The organism is Candidatus Pelagibacter bacterium nBUS_27 (assembly GCF_051200985.1).
Lineage (GTDB): Bacteria > Pseudomonadota > Alphaproteobacteria > Pelagibacterales > Pelagibacteraceae > Pelagibacter.
In genome coordinates this window covers 13,535-28,972 of the sequence record NZ_CP172845.1, presented here as the reverse complement: position 1 = coordinate 28,972, position 15,438 = coordinate 13,535, and the positions used below count along the sequence as shown (strand labels likewise).

The following is a 15,438-nucleotide window of genomic DNA, read 5'->3' as shown; positions in this document are numbered from 1 at the left end:
TTATTAACTTATATAACTTTGAAAATTATAGGATTTTTAACATTTGCATAGCTAATATGTCTAAATCGAATTGTTTTAAATAATTATTTTTTAAGTTAGTTAGATAAAATGTTTCAAAACATAATAGAAGTTTTAATACTCTCAGCTATTCAGGGTATATCAGAGTTTTTACCCATAAGTTCATCGGCACATTTAATATTAGTTTCAAGTTTGTATGAATTTAAATCTAGCTCATTATTAATAGATATCAGCCTCCATCTGGGGTCTTTATTTGCAATTATCCATTATTTCAAAAAGGATTTAATGGATATTAAAAATAATAAGAGACTTTTAGGTCTTATTATTGTGGGATCAATTCCATTAATTATTGTTGGATATATTTTGTATTCAACAGGTATTATTTATGAATTAAGAAATGTTAAGGTCATTGCATGGTCAACTTTAATCTTTGGAATTGTTTTATATGTGGCAGATAGAAATCATTTTGATAAAAAAATATCTTCAAACTTAAATCTTCGATCAATTTTTTTTATAAGTATTTTTCAAATTCTTTCATTAATACCTGGGGTTAGTAGGGCAGGTATAACCATTACTGCTGCAAGGATTTTAAGATTTAATAGATTGGACTCTAGCAAAATATCATTTTTACTTTCTATCCCAGCTTTAAGTGGTGCAAGTTTTTTAGGTTTAAAAGATATATTTTCTCAATCAGTTGAATTTAGTTATTTGGCAATTATTGCAATATTGACTTCATTTATTTTTTCTTTTTTAACAGTAAAGTTTTTTCTAATTTATATAAATAAATTTTCGATGAATGCTTTTGTAATTTATAGAGTTATCATAGCATTAATTTTATTTGCTGTGATTTATTAAGAATATTTTTTTTTAACTAAAGGTAGCAGTTGGGACAATAAAACACCACAAAGAATAAAAAAGCAGCCAAGTAGATTATTTATATCTAAAATTTGATTTAAAATATACCAAGCTGCAATAGTTGCGAATACTCCTTCTAAAGAAAAGATTATAGCTGCAGGGGCAGGGGTTATATTTTTTTGAGCATAGATTTGTAAAACAAAAGCAAAACCTCCTGATAAAATACCAGCATATAAGATAGAGTTTATTTCTTTCATAATATCAATATAAATAAACTCTTCGTAGAAAAGTCCTATTGCAAAAGAAAATAAAGAAACAATAAGAGTTTGAATAGCACCAAGGGTTAAAGGAAGATCATACTTTTTAACAATTATTCCTGTGAATATAATATGAGTACTCCAAAATAAAGCTCCAAGAATTACCAGGCTATCTCCAAGTCTTACTGTTGCATCATAAAAATTTGTCAATAAATAACCTCCAATTAAACACAAAATAACAGATGGCCAAACACTCCAATGAATTGACTTTTTTTTAAATATAAAAATTATAATTGGAACCATCGGAACATAAAAAATTGTGAAAAATGCAGCATTTGCAACATCTGTATAAAGAAGTGCAACTTGTTGTAATGCGGAACCCAAAAACAATGACAAACCAATTAAAATTGAAAGATTGATGAAAGATTTAATGTCAGATTTAAACTCTGACTTAAATTTTTTTAACTCAAATAACAAAACTAACGGCGTGATAGCTAGGAAACCAATAAAAAATCTAACTGCATTAAATGTGAATGGGCCAATGTTGTCCATACCTGTATCTTGAGCAATAAATGTTGTGCCCCAAATAAAAGTACATAACAAGGCACTTAATAATGAAGTAGTTTTTGACATGACTTATATTAGATAGCTAGTTTGTAGGCAAAATTTTTACCTAAATTTTCTTTTAAGTCATTATTAAATCGTGCTGCCTCAGCACCATCTATAATTCTATGATCATAAGATAAAGAGATTGGCAACATTATTCTTGTTTCAAATTTTCCATTAATAAAAATTTGCTTTTTTTGTGATTTACCCACTCCTAAGATTGCAACCTCTGGATAATTTATAATTGGAGTAAAAAATGACCCACCTATTCCACCTAAACTTGTAATAGTCATAGATCCACCAAATAATTCTTTTTTATCGATTTTGAGATTTCTACAAAGTTCACTAACTTCTTTTAATTCATTGCCGAGCAATGAAATTTTTTTGTTATTAGCATTTCTGATTTTAGGAACCATTAAACCATTTGGTGTATCGACAGCAATCCCAATATGAAAATATTTTTTTAATGTCATTTTTCCAGTATCAATTTCATCAATAGAGGAATTAAAACTTGGGAATTTTTTTAAAGATGCGACTAATGCTTTAATTATAAATGCTAAAGGAGTAATTTTAATTTTTTCTCCTGTATACATATTGGTCAGAGAACTTCTGAAGTTTTCCATTTCTGTTATATCTGCCTCATCATGATTTGTAACATGAGGTATGGTTGTCCATGAATTAGTTAAATAGGTTGAGGATAATTTCTTTACTCTTGGAATATCTTTAATTTCAATTTCTCCAAAATCAGAATGCTCAAATTCATTTTTAATTTTATTTGACTTATTTTCTTTAACTTCATCAATATTTTTAGGTTTAGAAGAAACAAATTTTTTAATATCGTCCTCAATAACTCTTCCATCTTTTTCACTTCCCACAACTTGACTAATATCTACTCCAAGTTCTCTTGCAAATTTTCGAGCTTTTGGACTTGCATAAGAAATATCGTTGGATGTATTTCTATTTTGAATTTTTGTAGTTTGTTCTATTTCAGGTTTAATTACTTTAATTCTTTTAAATTCTTTTTCAATTTCTGGTTTTTTTTCAGCTACTTGGATTATTTGTGACTTGCTATCTAAAGTTAATATCAAATCACCTTCTGAAATTTTATCTCCTACTTTTATTTTTAAATTTTTAATTTTTCCCTCAAAGTTAGAAGGGATCTCTACGCTAGATTTGTCACTTTCAATCGTTATCAAGGGATCGTTATTTTTAATTATTTGGTCTTCTGAAACTAAGACCTCTATTACTTCAACATCTTTAAAATCTCCAATATTTGGTACTTTAACTTCAATTTCTGACATTATAATTTGGTTGGCATTGGTTTTTCACCATCAATATTATATTTCTTTATTGCTTCTTCTGCATATTTTGAGGCTATCAACTGCTCTTTAGCCAAAACACTTAAACTATAAGCAACCAAGTGCTCTTTATCTACCTCAAAAAACTTTCTTAAATTTTTTCTAGTATCACTTCTACCAAAACCATCTGTTCCTAGAGAGTAAAAACTTTTGTTAGTGTATGGTCTTATTTGATCTGAATTCATTCTCATATAATCTGATGCTGCCATTATTGGACCTTCAGATTTTCCTAGACATTTTTCAACAAATGAAGTTTTTTGTTCTTTGTCAGGATTTAAAAGATTATATCTCTCAACCTCCATTCCATCTCTTCTTAATTCATTAAAACTTGTCACACTCCAAATTTCACTATCAATTTGATAATCATTTTGAAGCACTTCAGCTGCAGCTATCATCTCACGAAGAATAGTGCCTGATCCTAAAAGTTGAATTTTTGTCTTCTTAAACTTATTAAATTCTTTAATCTTATACATTCCTTTAAGAATACCTTCTTCACAATTTTTATCTTTTGGCATTTCAGGGTGAGAATAATTTTCATTCATTGTAGTAATATAATAAAAAACATTTTCCTTCTTCTCATGCATTCTTCTTAGGCCTTCTCGAAAAATTACAGCTAGTTCATAATGAAAAGTTGGGTCATAAGTTACACAATTTGGTATTGTAGAGGCTATTAAATGACTGTGTCCATCTTGGTGTTGAAGTCCTTCTCCAGCTAAAGTTGTTCTCCCAGCAGTAGCACCAATTAAAAATCCTCTTGCTTGACTATCGCCTGCAGCCCATGCAAGATCACCTATTCTTTGAAAACCAAACATAGAATAAAAAATATAAATTGGTATCATTTCTATATCATGATTTGTATATGCTGTAGCAGCTGCAATCCAAGATGACATCGCTCCAGCTTCGTTAATTCCTTCCTCTAATACTTGGCCACTTTTATCTTCACGATAAGAACTTAACTGTGCAGCATCTTCTGGTTCATATTTTTGTCCCTCATGTGCATATATTCCAATTTTTTGGAAAAAACCTTCCATTCCGAATGTTCTTGCTTCATCAGGGATGATTGGAACTAATCTTGGTGAAATATTTTTATCTCTTAGTAAATTAGTAAACATTCTTACCATTGCCATTGTTGTTGACATCTCTTTTTCACCAGTTGAAACTTTCATAAAATCAAAAATATCTTTTGATGGCGCTTTAATTGGTTTTGCATAAGTTGTTCTTTCAGGTAAATAGCCACCTAAATTCAACCTTCTTTCTTTTAAGTATTTAATTTCTGGTGATTTTTCATCTGGTTTAAAATATTCGATATTTCTAACTTGTTCATCTGTTAGAGGAACATCAAAACGATCTCTGTAATACAACAAATCATCTACATCTAATTTTTTTGTTTGGTGAGTGGTATTTACACTTTCGCCTGTCTTACCCATTCCATATCCCTTAATAGTTTTAGCAATAATAACTGTCGGGCTTCCTTGGTTTTTTGTGGCTTTATCGTAGGCAGCGTATACCTTATGAGGGTCGTGACCACCTCTATTTAATCTCCAAATATCTTTATCTGATAAGCTTGAAACTAATTCTTGTGTTTCTGGATATTTACCAAAAAACTTTTCTCTTACATAAGCACCATCTCTAGCTTTCATCGCTTGATATTCGCCGTCTACTGTTTCATTCATTATTTTAACTAAATGACCTGTTTTATCATTTGCTATCAACGAGTCCCAATACGAACCCCATATTACTTTTATTACATTCCAACCAGCTCCACGAAAACTGCCCTCTAATTCTTGAATAATTTTTCCATTTCCTCGTACAGGTCCATCGAGTCTTTGTAGATTGCAATTAATCACAAATATTAAATTATCTAGTTTTTCTCTAGCAGCTAATCCTATTGCACCCATAGATTCTGGTTCATCCATTTCTCCATCACCTAAAAAGGCCCAAACTTTTCGACCTTCATCTTTTATAAGACCTCTATTAATAAGATATTTCATGTATCTTGCCTGATAAATTGCAAGCATAGGACCAAGACCCATTGAGACAGTTGGAAATTGCCAAAACTTAGGCATCAACCATGGATGAGGATATGAGGAAAGTCCACCAGAATTAACTTCTTGTCTAAAACTATCCAATTGTTTTTCGTTTAATCTTCCCTCTAAAAATGCTCTAGAATATACTCCTGGAGCACTATGTCCTTGAAAATAAACTAAATCTCCACCAAATTTATTATTTTTTGCTCTCCAAAAATGATTCATTCCAACATCATATAATGTAGCAGCCGATGCAAATGTTCCTATGTGTCCACCAAGTTCTGGGAACTTTTTGTTTGCTCTTACAACCATTGCAGCTGCATTCCATCTTATTAAAGACCTAATTCTTCTTTCAATATTTTGGTCTCCATTTGATTTAACCTCTGCTTCTGGTGGGATTGTATTTATATATGGTGTATTTTGCGTATAAGGAATGTTTGCTCCTTCACGATATGCTTTATTAATTAATTCTTTAATTAAAAAATGAGCTCTTTGATTTCCATCTTTTGAAATTACTTCCGACAAAGATTCTAACCAATCTTGAGTTTCTAAAGGATCAATATCATTTCCATTAGTTACTTGAATAATTGATTGTTCTTTTTTTTGAGTTGGTTGTTTAGAAACCACAATCTCTTCCTCTTTCTTAGTCATGGCTACCTCAGCTTGTTTTATGATGCTTTCAGTGTCTTTTGGGATTGGAGCACTTTGTTTATTTTCACCTGATGAAACAATGTTTAAGATTAAACTGCCCTTTGAAACTTTATCTCCTACTTTAACTTCAACTGTCTCTATTTTACCTGAGACTGTTGACGGAATTTCAACACTCGATTTATCACTTTCGATCGTAATTACTGGATCATTTATATTTAGTTGATCTCCTTGTTTTACAAGAATCTCTATAACTTCAACTTCGTCAAAATCTCCAATATCAGGGACAAGTAATTTTTCACTCATTATTTTTAATATTTTATATACCTAAAAAAAATTTATTGATTTTTATTTTAGCACATTAATTAGGTTTTTTTGAGAACATGTATTTTAATTGAGCAAAAAGTTGTAAAAATAAAACAAATTGGCACTTTTTAGGTTCTTTCAACACACATTGCGATACCCATTCCGCCTCCGATACAGAGTGCAGCACATCCTTTTGTTTTATTTTGTTTAATCATTTCATGAATAAGTGTAACTAATATTCTAGTCCCTGATGCACCGATAGGATGTCCTAATGCTATTGCACCACCATTTACATTTACTTTAGACTGATCAATTTTTAAGTCTTTAATCACGGCGATACTTTGAGCTGCAAATGCCTCATTTATTTCAAACAGATCAACATCTTTTAAACTCCAATTTGCTTTATTAAGTGCTTCTTTAACAGCTGGTATTGGGCCAAGACCCATTAAAGATGGTTCAACACCGCAAGAGGCCCAGGAAGTTATTTTAACTAATGGTTCTAGTGATTTATGTTCCGCCTGTTCTCTTGTCATCAATACTGTTGCTGCTGCACCATCATTTATTCCTGAAGAATTACCTGGTGTAACTGTTCCATTTTCTTTAAAAACAGTTTTTAACTTTTTTAAATCTTCTAGTTTTAAATTACTTCTTGGATGCTCATCTTTATCAAGTTCAAAGCTTTCTTCATTATTATTTATTTGTAATTTAATTAATTCATCTTTAAATTTATTTTTATTCATTGCTTCTTGAGTTTTCTCCTGAGAATTTAATGAAAAGATATCTTGCTCATCTCTTGTTATTTGAAATTTTTCAGCAACATTTTCTGCTGTAACTCCCATATGGTAATCATTAAAAGAGTCTAATAACCCATCATTAATCATGGTATCTACTAATTTTTTTTCCAATAATTTTTTATCTTCTCTATAAAATATTGAGTGTGGTGCCCTTGACATATTTTCCTGCCCACCTGAAATAATTATTTTGTTTTCTCCAAGTTTAATCGATTGATAGCCTGAAATTACAGCTCTTAATCCAGATCCACATACTTGGTTGATAATATGTGCAGGTTTTGAAACAGGTACCCCAGCACGAATAGATGCTTGCCTAGCTGGATTTTGACCTAAACCAGAAGTAAGAACATGTCCCATTATTACTTCGTCAACCTCATCTGCTTTTATTTTTGAATTATGAATAACTTCTTTAATAACTAGTGCACCTAATTTATCCGCACTAATACTTTTTAAAGATCCCTTATATGCACCTATAGGTGTTCTTAGTGCAGATGTTATAACAACATCATCTAGTTTTTTGCTCATTGATAGCTCAACATAATATTTAATAAGTTAAATTACATCAAAAACTTTGATATATGGAGATAATTATTTAATAAGGACCGCTGGCCAAATTGGATAAGGCGCTCGGCTACGAACCGGGAGATTCCAGATTCGAGTTCTGGGCGGTCCACCAAAAAAGGAGTTAAAATGTTAGATTGGTTGTTAAAAGCATCATTACAAAAATCAGTTATTTATTTTTTTATAATTGTTTTAATAATTTTATTAATTTTAACTTTTGTATTATAAAAAACTATGAGCAATGATTATGAACAAATAAGCATTAAGCCAGGATTTATGAAACACAATGGGGGTGTTTTGTTTAAAACAATATCAGAAACAGAATATGAATTTAAATCTACTATAAATGAAAATCATTTAAATGCTGCTGGAATAACTCATGGTGGTTATTTATCAGCTTTAATAGATGCTGGAGCGGGCACAGCAGCTCATAGGACATCTGGCAATGCACCTTGCGTAACTATTTCTTTAGATTTAAAATTTATTGGCGCTTCTAAAGAAGGTGATGAAATAACGGGATTCACAAAAATACTAAAAAAAACAAATACACTTGTATTTTTATTTTGTGAATTAAGATGTAATGACAAGATCATTACTTCAGCCTCTGGGGTTTGGAAAATTTTAAAAGTTAAACCTTCAAATTTAGGTCCAGGTGGTTAATTATTCTTTTCGTCTATAATTCAGATAACCAAAGAAAATTAAAAGCAAAATTGCAATAGGATAAATAACACCCTTATTAGGTCTATTTAAATTTTCTATTTTAAATTCACTTATATAATCACCCATCTCAAATCCACTTTTTTTAGCTTCTCCATTCCATTTTAGATTATCAACGATAATTCTATTCTCTTCTTTCACTAAACTAATTCCGTATTCTTCTAAATTATATTCTTTTTCAAAAGTATTTTTGTTAATTACAAATAATTTATATCTTTCTCCATATGGACTAGGTCTTATAATTTTAAATCGCACTTCCTTTTTTGGATCTAATATAACTGAATTAATTACACTCATATTCTGATAATTATATTTAGGATAAAATTTATTAAGAACAAACTCGGGGGACAATAATGAGATAGAAATTATTAAAAAAATGATTATTTCATACCATTTTAATTTATTAATAAACCAACCTTGTGTTGCCGAAGTAAACACTAATATTCCTGCTAAAGAAGTAATAATAACAACTAATGCATGCCAAATATTTTCTATTCCTATTAAAAGTAATTCATGATTAAATAAAAAAACAATTGGTAGTATTCCTGTTCTCAAACTATACCAAAATGCTTGTAGCCCAGTTTTTAAAGGATCACCTCCTGAAATGGCTGCAGCAGCATATGAGGCAAGACCCACTGGAGGCGTCACATCTGCCATTAAACCAAAATAAAATACAAATAGGTGAACTGCTATTAATGGAAAGATAAACCCTGATGCATTACCAACATCAACTAAAACAGTCGCCATTAATGAAGCAACAACCACATAGTTTGCTGTTGTTGGCAATCCCATTCCTAATAGCAAACATAAAATTATAGTTAAAAATAATAATATTGTAACATTATCTTTTGCTATCGACTCTATAACTATAATTAAGTTTGTACTTAATCCTGTTGATCCAACAGCTCCAACTATTATTCCTGCTGTTGCTATAGCTATTCCAACACCAACCATATTTAAGGCACCTTTTTCAAAACCTACAATAGTTTGATTAAACCAAACTTTAAGTGAGTTTTTTAAATCCTCACCTTTAATAGATAGGTAAATTAAATTAACAATAATGAGCGAAATAGTTGCGTAAAAAATAGAATAGGAAGCGGTAAACCTTAGGTAAACCAGCATATAAATTAATACAAAAATAGGTATCAAAAAATGGAGACCAGAAAGAAATGTTTTTTTCAAATTTGGTACGTCTTCTTCATCCATTCCTTTTAAATTTAATTTTAAAGCTTCTAAGTGAGAAATATAAAATAGCGCTACGTATGAAATTATTGCTGGTAAAAAAGCATGCTTCACTATTTCAAAATACGTAACTCCGATAAAACTTGCCATTACAAAAGCTGCAGCACCCATAACAGGTGGCATCAATTGACCATTAACAGATGATGAAACTTCAATAGCACCAGCTTTTTCTTTTGAAAAACCGGTTTTTTTCATAATAGGAATAGTAAAAGTTCCTGTGGTCACTGTGTTGGCTATGGATGAGCCTGAAATTAAACCTGTCATTCCTGAGCCTAGAATTGCAGCTTTTGCAGGTCCACCTCTCATTTTTCCTACCATTGCAAAAGCTAAGTCTAGGAAATATTTTCCGCCTCCTGCTGTTTCAAGAAGAGCTCCAAATAATACAAATAAAAATATAAAATCTACAGAAACACCTATTGGAATTCCAAAGATAGCTTCTTGATCTAACCACTGAAAACCAACTAATCTATTTAATGAAAGCCCACCATGAGAAATTATTTCTGGTGCGTATCTACCAAAGTAAGAAAATAATAAAAAACATATTGCAATAATCACCAAAGGCAAACCTATTGCACGTCTAGTTGCCTCAAGTAAAATTATAATGCCACAACTACCAATTATTAATTCAATTGGAAGATTAATGTTGTCTCCAATTTGAAAATTTAAAAGTACTCCACCACGATCAACAAGCTGATCATAAAAAAAATATATATAAAGACATGAAAAAGCAGCAACCAAACTAATTATAATATCAAATATTGAGATTTTTTTATTTTTGGTAATTGGAAAAATTAAAAATGCTAAAGTTAAAGCAAAACCTAAATGGATAGCTCTAGCTGGTAGCCCTTTAAACATTCCAACATTAAACATAAAAGGAAATGGTGATGCATACCAAAGTTGAAATAAAGACCAAATGATTGCAATAGCTGCAACCACTTTTAAATGAAAGCCTGTAAGATTTCTAGTTGGTGACAAATCTTCGTTAATCTTACTTTTTACATTTTCATTAATACTTTGATTCATTATGAAAAAGATACTCTATTATAAAAAAAAGGCCCGATAAAAATCAGGCCTTTTAATTAAATTATTTAATTGGATTACATTAATCCAGCTTCTTTGTAGTATTTAATTGCACCTGGATGTAGTGGAGCAGATAAACCATCTTTAATCATGTTTTTCTTTTCCAAAAATCCAAAAGCAGGATGTTGTTTTTTGAAATCATCAAAATTTTCCATCACAGCTTTTACAACTAAATACACAAGTTCATCAGAAACATCGGCAGAAGTTACTACAGTAGCTTTTACACCAAAAGTTGTAGCATCTTTTTTCTGACCTGTATAAGTTCCTTTAGGAATAATAGCTTGTGCATAATAGTCAGCACCACTTATTAAACCTTGAACTTCAGAACCTGTTAAATTTATTGGCGATGCTTTAGCAGCACAAGTTGCAGCTTGTTCCATGGCACCATTAGGAAAACCTACTGAATAACCAAAAGCATCAATTTTACCATCACACAAAGCTTTTACTTGTTCAGAAGATGTAAGTTCAGTTGTTGATTTGAAATAACTATTATCAACACCCATTGCTTTCATTAATTCTTCCATAGTTCCTCTTTGTCCTGAACCAGGGTTACCAATGTTAACAACTTTTCCTTTTAATCCAGCAAAATCTTTAATCTTTGCTTTTTTTCTAGCCCAAATTTGAAAAGGCTCATTATGAACTGAGAAAACAGCTCTTAAATCACTGTACTGTTTTCCTTCCCATTTGCTAGATCCATTTACAGCATGATATTGCCAATCAGACTGAGCTACACCAAATTGAAATTCACCAGCTGCTATTTGACCAATATTATAATTTGATCCACCAGTTGATGGTGCAGTACACCTATATGCTTTAGCTGTACCTTTTTTTCTTCCATGTTCAGCACTTATTGCTGATTTGTGTAACATTTTACAAATAGCGTTACCTGTTTGGAAATAAACTCCAGTAGGTCCACCAGTTCCTATCGTGAAGAACTCAGCTGATTTTGCTACACCAGTTAAAGACAAAGATGCAACCAATATCAGTAAAGCACTTGATAGAGATGTAATTATTTTTTTCATTATTTCTCCCTCTATATCGTTATTTTTATAAATTAATTTTAACAGTAAATGTTTAGGTATGTATAGTAAGATTTTATATTGATTCAGACCATTTTTTTAACTTATCAACACCTTCAATAATTTTAGGTGCAAATTCATTTATAAGATCATTATCAATTTTTTGATTTACATCAATTTTATTCATAAATTTTTGACCATCAAAATCAGTAAAGCTCAATCTTGCCAACATTTTGTTTTGATCAAAACCAAAATCAGATCCAGGTAGCAAGGCTACACCTGTACCATTCAATATACTGTCACACATTTCTGATGAAGTATTAAATTTTTTATTTAAAAACTCAGGCATTAAATAAAAGCCTCCTTGAGGCTCATTGATCAAAATTTTATTAGATTTTAGATTTTCATAAACATATTTACCAACTGCACTTAAAATTTTTCTGGATATATTGATATAGTGTGAGTGATCATTATTATAAGCTGTTATCGCTGCATATTGAATAGGTGCACTAACAGCAGAAAAAGTTTCGCTGGCTAAGACATTAATCATATCTCTAATTTGTTTTAATGAGTCTGGTACTAAAAAATAACCCAATCTCCATCCACCAGCTCCACACCATTTGCTTAATCCAGTACTAACAATTGTTTTATCAGGGCAAAAATTTGAAATAGATTGATAATTATCTTTAAAACTTAATTCTGAGTATATTTCATCGGACAAAATAATAAGATTATACTTTTTAGCAATATCAGCAATTTCCTCTAAATTTTCACAAATTTGACCTGATGGATTATTTGGTGAATTTAAGAATAATAAATAATTTTTATTTTTATCCTTTAAAATAATCTCCTCAATTTCCGAAGCGGTTGGAAACCAATTATTCTCTCTTTTTGTTTGTAAAATTTGTGTTTTATTTCTGCCCAATATTGCTTGGGGAGCGTATGAAACCCAACTAGGAGCAGGCAATATTATTTCTCCATCAAATATAACATGTAATAAAAACATTAATTCTTTTGAACCAGGTCCAATAATTACATTTTCAGATTTATAGTCATGATTTTTTCTTTTTGATGTATATTTTGCTACTGCCTTTCTTAATTCCAAAAGACCTTGCATTGGTAGATATTTATTTTGATGTGCGTTATTTTTAAGTTCTTCAACAACATCCTCTGGAACTTTAAATGGTGACTGTCCAAAGCCGAATTTATATATTTTTTTTCCTTGTTCCTCTAATTTTCTTGAAGTTTCATTGATCAGTAAAGTAGACGATGGTTTTAAATCTTTAACTAAATTTTTTAGCATTCTTTTTTTTTAAATTACTATTATAGAATTAATCTTAATTATGCTAATCTAAGTATAGCTTGTAGTAAAATGAGAACTTTTTATCCTCCGATTCGGTCATGTTTTAGTCTATCTTTGTTCTTTAACACCAACAATATCTGGTAGGTATAAAAAAAAGTACACCAAAGGTAGAAATGACTAAATACAAAATTACTGCTGTTCTCGGACCCACTAACACTGGAAAAACACATCTGGCTATTGAAACTATGCTTTCATTTGAGTCAGGCATGATTGGTTTTCCTTTAAGATTATTAGCCAGAGAAGTTTATGACAAAGTCATAAAAAAAGTCAGTGTAGATAAAGTTGCTTTAATAACTGGTGAGGAAAAAATTATTCCAACCAATGCTAAATATTTCCTATGCACAGTGGAGTCCATGCCAATTGATAAACATTTAGATTTTGTTGGTGTTGATGAAATTCAAATGTGTGCTGATCACGAAAGAGGTCATATCTTTACAGACAGACTTTTAAACATGAGAGGTGAAAAACTTACAATGCTTATGGGTTCTAATACTATCAAAAATATAATTTCTAAATTAGATGGTGATATAGAATTTATAAATAGAGAAAGATTGTCAAAATTAACATATGCAGGTCATAAAAAAATTTCAAGAATAAATAGAAAAACAGCAATTATAGCTTTTTCTGCTGAGGAAGTTTATGCAATAGCTGAATTAATTAGAAGACAAAAAGGTGGAGCAGCAATTGTCATGGGGTCTTTAAGTCCAAAAACAAGAAATGCTCAAGTAGAACTTTACCAATCTGGTGATGTTGATTTTTTAGTAGCAACAGATGCAATAGGAATGGGCATTAACATGGACTTAGATTATGTTTATTTTTCTAATCTTAAAAAGTTTGATGGAAAAAAATTAAGAAAACTAAATTTATCTGAAATAGGTCAAATTGCTGGTAGAGCTGGAAGATATTTAAATGATGGTAGTTTTGGTGTTACTGGTGATTGTAAAGAGATTACAGCTGAAGATGTAGAGCTATTAGAAAGCCATAAATTTGAAGATATAAGAACTTTATTTTGGAGAAATTCAAACTTAAATTTTAATAATACTTTTAGTTTAATAAAATCTTTAGAAGAAAAACCACAGATGGGATGGTTACGTAAAATTCATGAATGTGAAGATGAAAAAGCTCTTAAATATTTTCTAAAAGATAAAAACCTATTAAATTTAAATTTCGATAAAAAATTACTTAGTCTTTTGTGGGAATGTTGTCAAATTCCTGATTTTGTCAAAAAAACATATGGAAATCATTATGAAGTCATAGGAAATGTTTTCAAATATCTCAGTAGTGGAAAACACCAAATCACAGATGATTTTATGAGATTACAGCTTATAAAGCTTGATAAATTGGAGGGAAATGTTGATTCTCTATCAAATAGAATTGCAAATGTAAGAACTTGGTCTTATGTTTCAAATAAAAATAATTGGACAGAAAATCAAGACTATTGGATTGAAAAAACAAAACACCTAGAAGATAAACTTTCAGACAGACTTCATGAAGAACTTACCAAAACATTTATTGATAAAAGAGCAAGTGTTCTCGCAAGAGGTTTAAAACAAGATATGGAATTCAAAACAGATATACTTAGTAATAACGATGTAATGATTGATGACCAATTTATTGGCAAAATAAATGGTCTTAAATTGTTACTGGATTTAAAAAAAGGTGCTTTAGAAACAGATATCAAATCTTTAAAAAAAGCCGCAAGACAGACTATTGGACCAGAGCTAGAAAAAAGAATTCAAATTATTATTGACACGGGATTGATTGAATTAAATGATGATTTTAAAATTTATTGGAATGATTTTCCAATTGCAAAATTATCTTCTGGGCATGATTATTTAAATCCAAATTTTGAACTCATAGTTGATGATATTATTGAACCTATTCAAAAACAAAAACTTAGTGACTATATAAATAAATGGATACAAGATAAAATTAACTTGGTTCTTAAAAGCTTAGTAGATCTAAAGAATCTTAAAGATAAAAATTCATCAATCAAAGCTTTAGCTTATCAACTTTATGAAAATAATGGGGTATTAAAAAGAGAACAAGTTTCCGAATATCTTAAGTCACTTGGTCAAAATGAAAGAAAAATTTTAAGAGATTTGGGTGTAAAATTTGGAAGATACCACGTATTTTTATACCAATTAATTAAGCCAGAAGCAGTATCATTAAGAACATTATTGTGGAAAAATTTCCATCAGAAATATTATAATATCAAGCCACCTACATTTGGTCTAAATTTTTTAGACGATAAAGAGCTTAGAAATAAAAATTTTATGCTTTTATGTGGGTTTGAAAATTTTGATACACTATTTGTAAGAATAGACATCCTTGAAAGATTATTTATGCTAATCATAAACTCATCAAATTCAAAAGAAATTAAGATGATACCAGAAATGCTTAATTTATTAGGTTGTAGCAAAGATAATTTTAAGAAACTTTTACAAAAAATGAATTATAAAATATTTGATAAAAATGATGAAACTTTTTTTAAATATAATCCAATTAAAAAATTTAAAAAGAATTCAACAAAAGAAGTTTCAAGTGAAAATCCATTTAAAATCTTAAAAAATTTAAATCTCAGTTAATT

General features: G+C 29.9%; 10 protein-coding genes and 1 tRNA gene. 4 read left to right on the top strand and 7 right to left on the bottom strand.

Features of this window, described 5'->3' with window-relative positions; translation table 11 throughout:
- Window positions 1–108 precede the first annotated feature (108 nt).
- Window positions 109–873 carry an undecaprenyl-diphosphate phosphatase gene (locus tag ACIJYG_RS00145; RefSeq protein ID WP_435097028.1) on the top strand — a complete coding sequence of 255 codons (765 nt, stop codon included), beginning with the start codon at window positions 109–111 and terminating at the stop codon, window positions 871–873.
- On the opposite strand, the gene ACIJYG_RS00140 is transcribed toward ACIJYG_RS00145, so the two are convergent.
- The 4 genes from ACIJYG_RS00140 to ACIJYG_RS00125 all read right to left on the bottom strand — a co-directional run bounded on the left by ACIJYG_RS00140 (window position 870) and on the right by ACIJYG_RS00125 (window position 7,391).
- Complete coding sequence (locus tag ACIJYG_RS00140; protein WP_435097025.1) at window positions 870–1,763, bottom strand: DMT family transporter; 894 nt, start codon at window positions 1,761–1,763, stop codon at window positions 870–872. The genes ACIJYG_RS00145 and ACIJYG_RS00140 overlap by 4 nt on opposite strands.
- Before the next feature lie 8 nt (window positions 1,764–1,771).
- Window positions 1,772–3,037: a 2-oxo acid dehydrogenase subunit E2 gene (locus ACIJYG_RS00135; RefSeq protein WP_435097022.1), complete on the bottom strand. Its 1,266-nt coding sequence runs from the start codon at window positions 3,035–3,037 to the stop codon at window positions 1,772–1,774.
- On the bottom strand, window positions 3,037–6,075 hold the full coding sequence (gene aceE, locus ACIJYG_RS00130; protein WP_435097019.1) for a pyruvate dehydrogenase (acetyl-transferring), homodimeric type: 3,039 nt from the start codon (window positions 6,073–6,075) through the stop codon (window positions 3,037–3,039). Before aceE ends, ACIJYG_RS00135 begins: the two co-directional genes overlap by 1 nt.
- A 128-nt stretch (window positions 6,076–6,203) precedes the next feature.
- Complete coding sequence (locus tag ACIJYG_RS00125; protein ID WP_435097016.1) at window positions 6,204–7,391, bottom strand: acetyl-CoA C-acetyltransferase; 1,188 nt, start codon at window positions 7,389–7,391, stop codon at window positions 6,204–6,206.
- A gap of 74 nt (window positions 7,392–7,465) precedes the next feature.
- Here ACIJYG_RS00125 and ACIJYG_RS00120 point away from each other — a divergent pair.
- Window positions 7,466–7,542, top strand: a tRNA-Arg gene (locus ACIJYG_RS00120).
- A gap of 119 nt (window positions 7,543–7,661) precedes the next feature.
- Window positions 7,662–8,087, top strand: a complete 426-nt coding sequence (locus tag ACIJYG_RS00115) for a PaaI family thioesterase (RefSeq protein ID WP_435088472.1) — start codon at window positions 7,662–7,664, stop codon at window positions 8,085–8,087.
- Here ACIJYG_RS00115 and ACIJYG_RS00110 read toward each other — a convergent pair whose 3' ends face one another.
- From ACIJYG_RS00110 to ACIJYG_RS00100, 3 genes are all read right to left on the bottom strand, one after another.
- Window positions 8,088–10,409 (bottom strand): TRAP transporter permease, encoded by a 2,322-nt coding sequence (locus tag ACIJYG_RS00110; protein WP_435097013.1) that lies wholly within the window; start codon window positions 10,407–10,409, stop codon window positions 8,088–8,090. It lies immediately after the preceding gene.
- Between the two features lie 74 nt (window positions 10,410–10,483).
- A complete protein-coding gene (locus tag ACIJYG_RS00105) occupies window positions 10,484–11,488 on the bottom strand; it encodes a TAXI family TRAP transporter solute-binding subunit (protein ID WP_435088470.1) in 1,005 nt (334 codons plus the stop codon).
- 73 nt (window positions 11,489–11,561) lie between these two features.
- Complete coding sequence (locus tag ACIJYG_RS00100; RefSeq protein WP_435097010.1) at window positions 11,562–12,788, bottom strand: pyridoxal phosphate-dependent aminotransferase; 1,227 nt, start codon at window positions 12,786–12,788, stop codon at window positions 11,562–11,564.
- Window positions 12,789–12,961: 173 nt separating this feature from the next.
- Between ACIJYG_RS00100 and ACIJYG_RS00095 the strand changes: the two genes are divergently transcribed.
- Complete coding sequence (locus ACIJYG_RS00095) at window positions 12,962–15,436, top strand: helicase-related protein (protein ID WP_435096962.1); 2,475 nt, start codon at window positions 12,962–12,964, stop codon at window positions 15,434–15,436.
- Window positions 15,437–15,438 lie beyond the last annotated feature (2 nt).

Bases quoted from the DNA above. Each gene is read 5' to 3' on its own strand.
- ACIJYG_RS00125 (WP_435097016.1), bottom strand. From the start codon at position 7,391: ATGAGCAAAAAACTAGATGATGTTGTTATAACATCTGCACTAAGAACA.
- ACIJYG_RS00100 (WP_435097010.1), bottom strand. From the start codon at position 12,788: ATGCTAAAAAATTTAGTTAAAGATTTAAAACCATCGTCTACTTTACTG.
- ACIJYG_RS00140 (WP_435097025.1), bottom strand. From the start codon at position 1,763: ATGTCAAAAACTACTTCATTATTAAGTGCCTTGTTATGTACTTTTATT.
- ACIJYG_RS00115 (WP_435088472.1), top strand. From the start codon at position 7,662: ATGAGCAATGATTATGAACAAATAAGCATTAAGCCAGGATTTATGAAA.
- ACIJYG_RS00105 (WP_435088470.1), bottom strand. From the start codon at position 11,488: ATGAAAAAAATAATTACATCTCTATCAAGTGCTTTACTGATATTGGTT.
- ACIJYG_RS00095 (WP_435096962.1), top strand. From the start codon at position 12,962: ATGACTAAATACAAAATTACTGCTGTTCTCGGACCCACTAACACTGGA.
- ACIJYG_RS00110 (WP_435097013.1), bottom strand. From the start codon at position 10,409: ATGAATCAAAGTATTAATGAAAATGTAAAAAGTAAGATTAACGAAGAT.
- aceE (WP_435097019.1), bottom strand. From the start codon at position 6,075: ATGAGTGAAAAATTACTTGTCCCTGATATTGGAGATTTTGACGAAGTT.
- ACIJYG_RS00145 (WP_435097028.1), top strand. From the start codon at position 109: ATGTTTCAAAACATAATAGAAGTTTTAATACTCTCAGCTATTCAGGGT.
- ACIJYG_RS00135 (WP_435097022.1), bottom strand. From the start codon at position 3,037: ATGTCAGAAATTGAAGTTAAAGTACCAAATATTGGAGATTTTAAAGAT.